Source organism: Anaerocolumna jejuensis DSM 15929 (genome assembly GCF_900142215.1).
Taxonomy (GTDB): domain Bacteria; phylum Bacillota; class Clostridia; order Lachnospirales; family Lachnospiraceae; genus Anaerocolumna; species Anaerocolumna jejuensis.
Genome location: NZ_FRAC01000045.1, coordinates 20,960 through 32,074 on the forward strand (window position 1 = coordinate 20,960; position 11,115 = coordinate 32,074).

Here is an 11,115-nt window from a genome sequence, read left to right on the forward strand (position 1 = left end):
TGCCTAAAGCAGAGATACTATCCCTACTGCCTTATAGAATACTATCCCTACAGAATATTACCATAAGAAAATGTCATTGCCCTTTAGTTTATAAATAGCCTCCATAAAGAAGTAATCTGCATAGATGATATTTATATGCTTATTGGTATGGTAAGCCTCGGAACAGTTTTCAATGATACAGTCACACTCCCTGGTCCAGTTGCTTCGCTTCTCCTCCAGGGCCTTTAAGAGCTTTAAGGCTGCATTAAGATACAAATTCTTCTCATTTTCTCCTACTGCCTTTGCTATCTCAATCAGTCCGCAGGCTGCAATTGCCGCCGCGGAGGAATCCTCCCAGGTGTCTTCCCCCGGCTGTCTGAAATCAATGGGAATAAGGCCGCTTTCCGGGATATTGGCAATAAAATAATGTGCCACCCTTTTGGCAGTATTCAGATATTCTTCCTTTTCTGTGTGCAGATAGCTTAAGGTAAAGCCATACAGTGCCCATGCCTGCCCTCTTGTCCAGGAGGAACCCTTCTCATAGCCCTGCCCACCATAGGTATCAGCCTTCTCGCCGGTTTGGGAATTGAACTCTACAATGTGCTCACAGGAGCCGTCCGCCCTTATGAAATTTTCCATAGCCGTGTCTGCATGCATAACTGCTATATGTCGGTATCTGGGGTCTCCGGTTTCCACCGATGCCCAGTATAAAAGCGGGATATTCATCATACAGTCAATAATAGCCTTGCCGGTATTATCATTTTCATCCCAGTTATTCCAGGCACGGATAAAACGGCCCACCGGATTAAAACGTCCTGCCAGGATATTGGCAGCATGCAGCCCTCTCTTTCTGGCCTCCGGCTCCTTTGTCAGCCTGTAATCCGCTACTGCCGTCAGCAGCCACAGAAAGCCTGCGTCATGGTCCAGCCCATAATAGTCTGCAAGGCACCTGTCCAGTTTTTCCTCTGAGCTTCTGGCAATCTCAGCATATTTTTCTTCTCCGGTCTCATGATACATAAGCCAGAGCATTCCACCCCAAAAACCATTGGTCCACCAGCCAATGCCGGAAGATATACGATAGGGCTTATCACTGTCATCATAGCTGTCATGGGTACCCTTTACCGTTGTATAGGGAATCTTATTCCTTGATTTTTCACTGACCCAGGCTATCTTTTCCTCAATCCTGCCTGCTGTCTCCTCTATCCACTGTTTATCCTTCTCTGTAAGCATATTTACCCCTTTCCTGAATATCCAATCTTCCATTGAATTTCGTTAATCAGTAATTGAAAAAACTGTGCCCTTTCAATTGAATTTCTTTTACCTATAAATGTATTCCTATAAAAGATAATAGCTCTGATTCCCGTTTGTCTATTGACCAAAACTGTTAAAACCAATAAGAATTCTACTCATAAAGTTGTCCTGACCTTATTATTTACAGGCTCTGATATCTATCTTTATAATAATCTCTTTTCTTTATCAGGACAATGCTTTATAATATTATTAACTTACTATTTCTGCTTTTTTTATAGGAGGAATGACCTTTGATTGCTGTGACAAACTGCGGCCATGATTCAAGGCACCAAACAAAATTCTGCATGCTTCGGAAAACAGGTGTGCCAAATTATATTCTGCTTCTGGTTAAGACCAAGGCATTTTTTGAATTTAACGGAAGGCTGGCGGCAACAAATCCAAATATGGCGATTCTCTTTGACCGCAATACCTATACGCATTATGAAAGTGCAGGGAATTTTTATAATGACGACTGGATTCATTTTGACTTTGTAGGAGAGGAACCTTTTTTAGACTCCTTAAAAATTCCTTTTAACAGTCCCATTTACCTGCCTCAGATAAATTCCTTGTCCAACTATGTCCGCCTGCTGGTCAAAGAGAATCACTCTGATACCCTTCACAAAGAACAGGTGCAGGACTCCCTTATGCGGATTCTTCTCTACCGCCTGGATTCCCAGATTGCCTCTCCTCTTACGGAAGGAGGCGGCAGTAAATATTATCCGGTAATGAACCAGCTAAGGATGAATATCCACAATACCCCTCATCAGAACTGGACCGTAGACACAATGGCAGAGTCTATTCACATAAGCCCCTCCTACTTTCAGCATTTATATAAGGAATTCTTTCACCTTTCCTGTATGCAGGAGGTCATCCTCGCCAGGATTGAACGTGCGAAATTCTACCTGTCCACTACCGATACCCCTATTAAGGTATTGTCCGACCTTTGCGGCTATGAGAATGAGCTGCATTTCATCCGGCAGTTCAAGCAAAAGGAAGGGCTTACCCCCACACAATACAGACAGCTTTATAAAGCCGCCAGGTAGCTTCTTTATAAAGCTGTTAATTTTAATTTGGTTATAGTCAATATCAAGTTTATTGAATGTAAATATGGAGTATAAAAATACACTCAGCTCCGTGAAAGTCACTTCGTTGCATTTTTATACTCCATATTTACATAGATGAAAGCTGAGATTAACAGATTTACAAACTAATTTTAATTAATAAAATGTCCGGAGCTGCTTGCATCAGCCATGCTGTGCAATTGCCCTTGATTTGGATAAATACACTGCGATTACAAAAAAGACAACGGCAAACAAAAGCTCGATTCCCAGATTGCGAAAGATGATATGATACTGCTCTGCCGTACTGGAAAAGGAATCAATGGTTCTGCTGGTCATAACATACCAGTAGGTCGGCAGCGCCTTTGAAAACTGTACAACATGCTTACTCATAAATTCTAACGGTACAAAAATACCTCCCAGGAAACTGAGTCCAAGGCTGATAACATTGGAGGCCATATTCAGGGCGTTTAAGGATTTTACCAGGAAGCTTACCATATAGATCAGGCTCAGCGCTACCAGTAAAAATACCAGGCTGTTCAGGATAAACAGGGCGCCCTTTCCGGTCATAACATCGTCATGGTACAGCACCAGGGAAAGCAGGACGAAAAGAGCCCAGCAGGCAAGGCTGAAGATAGCGCAGGCCGCAATCAAAATGCTATTTTTCCTTATTTCAGAAAGGGAAGAGCATTTTATTCTCCAGTTTAAGTCCTTTTTACGGAAGGTTATGAGAATACCGCCAATACCGCTCATCAGCATGCCAGTCAGCACATAAGGAATAAACAGGTAATAGTAATAAGCGCTGCTCTTCTCCTCCCCTTCTCCCTGTATCTTATCCAGTTTTACATTTACTTTAATTTCCGAGGTCTTAAGCGCGCTTTCCGCAGCCTCCTCCGAGGAATATCCGGCTGCTGTATAAGCACTTAATTCCGTCAGGTACTGGTTGATCTTGCTGTCCAGAAGCTCTCCGGAGATACTTTGGGGAACCTTTACGTTTTCCACCACATCCTCGTATTTTCCTGACTTTATCCCCTCCTCAAAGCCCTTCTTGATTATGAGTACATATTCCACATTCCGGAAGAACAGCTCATCGGATATGGACTCCTTGTCATCCTTTATCTTTACAATATTCTGGGTATCGGCAAGATAACGATAGAGGCTCTTACTAAGTACCGAATTATCCCTGTCTAAAACAGCTATATCTACCTTCGTATCCTTATATGCGACCTCGATTTGCTTCTTTCCGTTGCCGGACATCATTAAGGCCAATACCACAAAGATGCAAAAATAAATAATAACACTGAAGGAACGTTTTTTTAAGGTCTTAAAAAATGCTTGGAATATTTGCATAGCGGGTCCTCCTTAACAGTAAATAGCTTCCGGTAATAAACAGCACGGCTATCACTCCCATAATAGCAATATCACTGTAAAATCTATCAAAATTCTCATACATATTAAGGGAATACAGACAGTCCGTTATCAGGGCTGCAGGATTGATCCTGTTCAGGATGGGAGCTTTATGCTCTACGATATCCTTCATGTTATTAAACATCAGACCGCTTAAGAATGACAGGATCAAATTTACGGCCGACATAATAGCACCCTTTAATTGGCTGGATATCTGGCTTATGGAACCAATAAAGGTTCCCTTGGACACCCCGATGACAGAGCCTAAAAATCCGGTAGCCAGTATATAGGGAATCCGTGTACCAAAATCTATCTTTAAAATTATAATCAAATAGAAAAATAACAATAGAATGGAAGCAAAGTTTACAATAACCGCTCCTAGGTAATCCGCACAGATTACCTTTAGCTTATGGGCAGGAGCAATTCCCCTCCTTGCTCCGATAGCGGACAGGTTCGCCTGGAGATCCTCGACAGAACGTGCTCCGATAAAGGAACCGTAAAGGCAGGTCATGGCAATCAATGCAAAAAAATACTGGGAAAGATTATTCATCTTCGTATTGGAAAAGGAAGTTTCCTTGTTAAAGGCAATATCCTTTGTCAGCAGTCCTGCAGCAGCCTCCATCTTTTCCGGATGGTTGCTTCCAATCTGCTCATAGATAGCTTTATCCTTCAGATACCTTTCCAGAAAGGATTTGATAATGGTCTGGTTTAATCCTTCTCCCGCAACTGTTACCGAAAGCTCGGGCGAGGTATAAAGTATGCCGTCCACCTTGCCATCTTTTAAAAGCTCTTTGGCGGCTTCCTCCCCTGTTTTTGTTACTTTGAATAGCTGGTCCTCTGTGTCCTTGCTCAGGTTCTCCAGTATGGATTCAAAGGCAGCATCGGTATTTCCTTCTGAAACAAGGGCTACCGGCACTGGCTTAAAGTCGTATTCTTCATTATTAATCATATTGCCGAAGGACAGGTAGAAGAAGGTTCCTAACACAAGGGGAAAGGCAAATACCCAGCCAAGCAGATCTTTTTCCCGGAAAAGACTTTTTAGTTTGTATCTCAATAAGTGTATAAACATGACGGCCTCTTTCCTTTCCCTCTTAATCCCTCAGCTCTTTGCCGGTGATTTCAAGAAATACATCATTTAATGTGGGCAGCTCAGAATTAACACGGCCGAAAGGAATCGTGTGCTCCTGCAAATAATTCATTACATGGATCAGATTGTGGTTACCTCCGTCACATTTCACGGTAAGCCGCTCCTCCGAATAATCCACCGAATATACATGGTTCAGCTTTCTGATATTATCCATATCTGCTTCCGAAAGGGAGCGGACATCAATATAGATAGTCTCATTGTTTTTAATCATGCGCTTTAGCTCATCTGCGGTACCTTCCGCAAGATTCTTTCCCTTATCCATGATAACAACCCGGGAACAGATTTCCTCTACCTCTTCCATATAGTGAGAGGTGTAAATAATTGTTGCGCCCTGTTTGTTCAGCTCCTGTATTCCCTCCAGGATTTTATTCCGGCTCTGGGGGTCTACTGCCACTGTGGGCTCATCCAGGATAATCAATTTGGGCTTATGGGCAATGCCGCAGGCTATATTTAATCTTCGGAGCAAACCGCCGGAGAGCTTTTTGGGATAAAAATTCTTAAAATCACTGAGCTCTACAAACTGAATGGCTTCCTCCACATGTTTTTTCCTCAGCCCTTTATCTTCTACATAGAGTCCGCAGAAAAAATCAATATTTTCATAGACAGTAAGGGTATCAAATACAGCCACATTCTGGAATATTACACCGATATTCTTCTTTAAGGAATAACTTTCCGGCTTCATCTTCTCTCCAAATACCTCAATCTTCCCTTCATGAAAGCTTAAAAGGGACAAAAGGCAGTTCAGGGTAGTTGTCTTACCGGAACCATTGGGACCCAGAAGCCCAAGTACCTCTCCTTCTTTTATTTCAAGGTTAAAATGGTCGACAGCGGTCAAATTCTTATATTTTTTAACCAGGTTTTCAATCTTTACGACTGTTTCACTCATTCTCTTTCTCCTCCCGGAAACTATTGGTGCTTATTGGTATATTACCAGTTCCTCCTAAGGATGAAAAGTGCAATATGTAAAATATTCATATGACAATTGTAATGAAAATAAAGGAAGAAAATAAAGGAGCTGCTGCAAAAAAACTTCATACCTGATATCCTGCATAAATTTGCTTAACTATACAATATCCGGTATTTGTTGTTCCTTTTGCAAAAGCTCCTTTATAAATTCAGCCCTGTCATATTTTCAGGATTGGTATAAATGGCTATAAAGCCTAATTATTTTCTGACCTCTAAGTTCTTAGCAGCCCCTTCTTTCTTCCGGCTTCCACAGCCATCATTCTGGAAGATACCCCAAGTTTATTAAAAATACTAAGCACGTGGGTCTTAACCGTTGCTTGTGATATACAGAGCTTTTCTGCAATTTCCCGGTTGGTAATGCCCCGGGCCAGCTCTGCCAGCACCTCTGACTCTCTCTCGGACAAAAGCTCCGACTCCTTTGACAGGATTGCCCTGCCTTTACAGGCAGTCAGGACATCTTTCAGAAAATTGATTTCAGCAGGAGGCATAGCTCCCTTTCCATTCTCTTTTTCATAAAGCTCCTTCAGCAGAGGAATAAGCACTTCCCGGTCCATGTAAAAGGGCATCAGTATGCGGTCCTCCCAGGCGTAATGTATGGCTTCCTTTAACAGATTACTGATATCCCTGTGCCGCAAATTCTTATCCATACTGCCTGTAAGCATGAATATCTTTAAAACCCCTGCCTCTACAAGGCGAAGTTTATTCGTATGGAGACGGGAAAATTTCATTATTTCCTCTGTTTCCCTAAGAGCTTCCTCCGTTTCTCCCTGTTTATAAAGAAGTCTTGCCCGCAAGAGCCTCATAAAGGGCTGCTCTTTGTAATTCAAGGCAGTTTCCAGCTCCTCCAGGAATTCCCCGGCCATAGCCTCCGGCAGATTTCCGGCACAATCCAGTTCATAAATCAGCCTTGCCATAGTCAGCCTGCTAAGGCTGGGATACTGCCGCAGGATTCCATATGCCTTTTCAGAACCGCCCTTTATGTCGCCGGTCAGGAATTTCTGCTCTGCCTCATGAAAAACAAGCGTTACCTCGGCTACCTCTATCCGTATGTGATAGGAGTCCATTAACAGGCGGGCGGCTTCCAGGGTCTCTTCTGACTTCTCCAGCTCCATCCTTCTCATATAAACGCCCACCAGTCCAAAATAGTAGCTTGTACCGACCCCGGACATCATGGAAGGATGATAGAACATCTCCATTGCCTTGCCATAACAGGCAAGGCTGTCATTCATGCGCCCAACCTCTTCATATACCTGGGCTAACTGGGTGTAAGCAAAGAATTCCACAAATACATTGATGCCTTCGCTTATCTGAATAGCCTTCTTTGCAGTGCTTTCTGCCTCTTCATACTCCATCTTCTCTACAAGAGCGGCAGAATTCTCCACCAGTATCATGGCCTTTGCCCCCTGCCCAAAGGGAAGGCAGTCAATCTGTTCGGAAGTCAGGGCGTGATATTCCGGCAATATACAATCGCTGTGACTAATATACACTTCCGCAAACTGCACTATATGAAAAATATCCGAGTCCCCGTAATATTCTCTGAATTTTTCAAAAATATCCTGGCACCGGTCCATATTCATATTTCCAAGGTTATACATAAAGCATTGGGCCGCAAGGTCCGCATCCTCCATGAGCTTTTCAAGCGGCACCTTGTCCAGGCAGTTCCAGGATTCTATCCTGCCTTCCATGGTCCTGGCCATGGAAAGAACAGCGTCATAGTCCTTTGCCGCATAATATTCATTCATTGCTTCCTCAAGGTCTCCCCGCTCCAAAAAAATATCGGCCGCCTTTTTGCAAAGGTCCCTTTTCTCCCTTTCCGGGATTTTTTTAAACTGCTCCGCCAGATATTCCGAGAGGATATTGTGGTAACGGTATACATTATTCCTTTCATCAATGCAGATAATAAACAGATTCTTACGGATAAGTCCCTCCACTGTCTGCTCAAATTCCGACTCCGTAAAGCCTTCAAACAATTTCATACAGATTGGGGCATCAAAATATGAAAGAAAACTTGTTTTTATCAGGAACACCCTATCCGCTTCCGTCAGAGTTTCGAATACTTCACGGGTAAGATAGTTTACTGCAATTCCCCCTCCTGCCCGCAGCAGCTGTCCGGAATACTGTCCTGCCGCTACTGACAGCTGCAGTCCGCCTATCCAGCCCTCCGCATAACGGTTAAGCTCTTCCAGCTCCCTGTCACTGCCTGTAAGCTTAAGGGTGTCTCGCAGAAAGGACATTCCTTCTACAAAGGACAGCTGCATCTGCTTTCCGTCAATAAAGAGCAGTCTCCCGGACATTGCCAGAGGTCCCAGATATATCGGCGGTTCCTCTCTGGATAACAGAAAGAGGTGGAAATTCGGCGGCATAGCCTTTAAGAAGAATTCAAAGGTCCTGATCAGTACCTCATCCTTTACGTATTGAACATCATCCAGCACCATGTAGCAGTCTTCCTCACTGCACAGCCGGTTAATCAGCGCAATTAAGAGCCCTTCCATATGGGAGGCATCCGTATTGGCTCGCATCATCTCCAAAAGACTCTCATCCTCTTCCCAGTAGGCATTGACGGCCGCCGTGAAGTACAGCCAAAAGGAATAGACATTGGCATTGGAGGAATCCATGGATACCCAGCAGACATTCTTCAGGCCGGTTTCCCGGATAAAGGAGGTCAGCAGGGTCGTCTTACCGGTGCCCGCGCCTCCGCTGATGAAAACCACTCCCATATCCTTGCAGGCGGAAAGCTTTTCAAACAATGCCCTCCGAAGGATATAATTTTTTCTTGGGGCGGGAATTTTCAGTTTTGTAGAAAGCAGCAGGGTGTCGGATGAAAATCTCATAGTAAGTCCTCTCATGATTTCAAAATAGATTCATGTATCTAAATATCATGTTTTTTGATGTATATCTGGAGCATAAAAATACGCTCAGTTCTGTGAAATATAAAAGCCGTTAGTTTACCTCTATTTTTTTCATTATATTCCTGTTTGAATGCTTTTACAAGCAAGCCCTAATAAAGCCACAGTATATTAGCTGCAGTTCAGACTTCTTTGCTTTAAGTCTTTGGAAACGGACGATGGTTTCTGGTTCCGTTCCTTCATTTTCTAGTTCGGAGCTGCTAGCTCCTGTTCCAATTCCACTAAAATGCCAGCCGTTATTCCTGGAAGGCTAAATTGCACCAAACTCGCTTCACAATTATTGGTTATATTAACACTGTGCGCTCAAACACTGGTGTAATTTAACCTAGTCATAACGGCTGCCATTTAAGTGTCATAGGGAACCCTTCAATAGAAAATGAAGGAACGGAACCAGAAATCATCTGTACTTTGCCTTAAAATTACCGTGAATTGGTGTGCAGGGCTTAGCTGTAACGTTTATTATATCTTTCTGACATACATTTTCCGTAGCCTTGTGCAGGAAAGTACAAATAGAAGGAGGGAAAAAGCAATTACGTACAGGAAGGCTCCCATATGCTCCGCTCCTCTTCCCTTTTCAAGATTTTCCAGGAAGTCCATCAGTTCCTTCTGAGGCAGCACTTTTATGATATTGTCTAACAGACCATTATTCTTGCTAAAGCTGTAAAAGCTTCCGGACAGTACCGTTGCAAGTACGGTGATGGAATTCCCAAGCATGTTGGCATTATCTGCTTTTTGTATCAGTGCATGCAGAAGCATTGCCGCTGCGATTCCCAAAAATCCGATTACTGCCATCAGACCTGCATATTGTGCAAGAGAAAAGCCGATATTTTTTCCGCTAAGCTTTAAGAGGACCAGCAGCAGATACTCCGGCAGTAATAGGGACAGGCAGTATACTACATGGGCTGCCATATACCCTGTGAAAGAAGCCGGTGCCATAAAGACCCTTCCAAGCTGTCCCTGCTCCTTATCGTCTGCAAAGACATACAGGTTGGAAAAGGAAAGCATGATTAAGAACATCATCATAAAGCCAAGAATAGTAACTCCTGCTCCTCTTTCCGTTCCCAGCTTCGGGGGCTCTGCCTTGGAGTTCTGAAGCAGGTACAGTAACATATCCCGGTATTCCTTCCTCCTAAGAGTCTCTATCTGGTAATTTCCCTTTTTATCAACGGTTACAAATGCGTCGTATTTTTGCTCCACAAGGGCGGAATAGGGAGGCTTTTTATCCAGAACCTTTATCTTCAGATATTCCGATGTCTCTGTTTTAACCAAAGGAGTCTCCCCTATCAGTGCAATCCGCCCTTTTACCTGATGTACGCCTGTAAGGTGAACCGCAAGCAGCATGGAAGAAAGGGCAACCAATGTCATGACAAGGACCAGTATCAACCGGCTCCTGGTTCTCAGATAATCATTTTTTAGTACGGTAACAAATGTTTTCATAGATAATCCTCCGTTCTAAAGGTCAGGCTGCATCCAATTACAAGGAGTACGGATATTATAACAGCCAGGCAGAATACTGGTAAAAAGTAATGAAGGCTGTTGTCACAGGAAAGGGTGAAGAACGCTTCATTTAACCATCTTACAGGCGATATTTTGGAGAGAAAGGCAATGGTACTGCCCAATCCGTCCAAAGAGAAGAAGGTTCCTCCTAACACACACAGCAGGCTGACTACCGTACTAAGGAGCGTGCTGCTGGCTTCTTCACTGTGAAAGATGCAACAAAAAAAGATTCCGAGAGCTGCTGCGGCAAATTCCACAGGAGCCATTAAAAGTATGAAATATCCCGGATTTGCTCCTATGCTTACAGAAAGGAAAGGACACAATACTGCAATTACCAGAACATGGAGCAGATAATCAAAGATAAAGGAAGCTGCTATCTTTGAAAAGTAGATGGGAAAGCTTCCCACCGGAGAGTAAATGATACGAAGATTGGCTTTTTTGATATCCCTCTCCATAAAGCAGTTGGAGGCGGTCATGGCACCATTGAGCATACCAAATACCATCATGGAGACCAGATAATATTGGTAGGACACCTTGCCCTGTGCATAGTTGCCACTTCCAAGGAACCCCATGACAAGAATTAAAAGAGCCGAGAAAATCGTATTGGCCCCCACCAGTACCGGGTTTTTAAACAGATTCAGGAAATCCAGTTTCAGTATCGAAAGAAAACGTTTCATAATAATAACCATACCTTTCTCACAGCCTGCAGCCTTAGAGCCGCAGGCATAAATTTAGGTGTGAAAATTGCTTTTTAATTTTCACACTAATAGCATGCCTTCCCAACGCGCCGCAAGATTGAGCCGAGGATTTCGCAGGCTCAATCTTGTGTGTGAAAATTGCCTTTTAATTTTCACACTTACAGCCA

The 11,115-nt window shown here is 43.4% G+C and carries 8 protein-coding genes; 1 reads left to right on the plus strand and 7 read right to left on the minus strand.

Annotation, left to right across the window (positions count from 1 at the left end):
* Positions 1 to 57 precede the first annotated feature (57 nt).
* Positions 58 to 1,209 carry a glycoside hydrolase family 88 protein gene (locus BUB77_RS27505; RefSeq protein ID WP_073280382.1) on the minus strand — a complete coding sequence of 384 codons (1,152 nt, stop codon included), beginning with the start codon at positions 1,207 to 1,209 and terminating at the stop codon, positions 58 to 60.
* Between the two features lie 320 nt (positions 1,210 to 1,529).
* On the opposite strand from BUB77_RS27505, the gene BUB77_RS27510 reads away from it, so the two are divergent.
* Complete coding sequence (locus BUB77_RS27510) at positions 1,530 to 2,312, plus strand: helix-turn-helix transcriptional regulator (RefSeq protein WP_242962603.1); 783 nt, start codon at positions 1,530 to 1,532, stop codon at positions 2,310 to 2,312.
* Positions 2,313 to 2,513: 201 nt separating this feature from the next.
* Here the strand turns inward: BUB77_RS27510 and BUB77_RS27515 are convergent, their stop codons facing one another.
* The 6 genes from BUB77_RS27515 to BUB77_RS27540 all read right to left on the minus strand — a co-directional run bounded on the left by BUB77_RS27515 (position 2,514) and on the right by BUB77_RS27540 (position 10,939).
* Entirely contained in the window at positions 2,514 to 3,677 is a 1,164-nt protein-coding gene (locus tag BUB77_RS27515; protein ID WP_073280384.1) for an ABC transporter permease, read from the minus strand.
* Entirely contained in the window at positions 3,652 to 4,803 is a 1,152-nt protein-coding gene (locus BUB77_RS27520; protein ID WP_073280385.1) for an ABC transporter permease, read from the minus strand. The genes BUB77_RS27515 and BUB77_RS27520 overlap by 26 nt, the downstream gene beginning before the upstream one ends.
* Before the next feature lie 22 nt (positions 4,804 to 4,825).
* Entirely contained in the window at positions 4,826 to 5,767 is a 942-nt protein-coding gene (locus BUB77_RS27525; protein WP_073280386.1) for an ABC transporter ATP-binding protein, read from the minus strand.
* Positions 5,768 to 6,059: 292 nt separating this feature from the next.
* Positions 6,060 to 8,678, minus strand: coding sequence for a winged helix-turn-helix domain-containing protein (locus BUB77_RS27530; RefSeq protein WP_073280387.1), 2,619 nt, complete (start codon positions 8,676 to 8,678; stop codon positions 6,060 to 6,062).
* Positions 8,679 to 9,212: 534 nt separating this feature from the next.
* A complete protein-coding gene (locus tag BUB77_RS27535) occupies positions 9,213 to 10,190 on the minus strand; it encodes an ABC transporter permease (protein WP_073280388.1) in 978 nt (325 codons plus the stop codon).
* Positions 10,187 to 10,939, minus strand: a complete 753-nt coding sequence (locus BUB77_RS27540) for an ABC transporter permease (RefSeq protein ID WP_242962602.1) — start codon at positions 10,937 to 10,939, stop codon at positions 10,187 to 10,189. Before BUB77_RS27540 ends, BUB77_RS27535 begins: the two co-directional genes overlap by 4 nt.
* Positions 10,940 to 11,115: the final 176 nt, after the last annotated feature.

Excerpts from the sequence above, each read along its gene's own strand:
- BUB77_RS27505 (WP_073280382.1), bottom strand. The coding sequence starts at position 1,209 with ATGCTTACAGAGAAGGATAAACAGTGGATAGAGGAGACAGCAGGCAGG.
- BUB77_RS27515 (WP_073280384.1), bottom strand. The coding sequence starts at position 3,677 with ATGCAAATATTCCAAGCATTTTTTAAGACCTTAAAAAAACGTTCCTTC.
- BUB77_RS27520 (WP_073280385.1), bottom strand. The coding sequence starts at position 4,803 with ATGTTTATACACTTATTGAGATACAAACTAAAAAGTCTTTTCCGGGAA.
- BUB77_RS27525 (WP_073280386.1), bottom strand. The coding sequence starts at position 5,767 with ATGAGTGAAACAGTCGTAAAGATTGAAAACCTGGTTAAAAAATATAAG.
- BUB77_RS27530 (WP_073280387.1), bottom strand. The coding sequence starts at position 8,678 with ATGAGATTTTCATCCGACACCCTGCTGCTTTCTACAAAACTGAAAATT.
- BUB77_RS27535 (WP_073280388.1), bottom strand. The coding sequence starts at position 10,190 with ATGAAAACATTTGTTACCGTACTAAAAAATGATTATCTGAGAACCAGG.
- BUB77_RS27540 (WP_242962602.1), bottom strand. The coding sequence starts at position 10,939 with ATGGTTATTATTATGAAACGTTTTCTTTCGATACTGAAACTGGATTTC.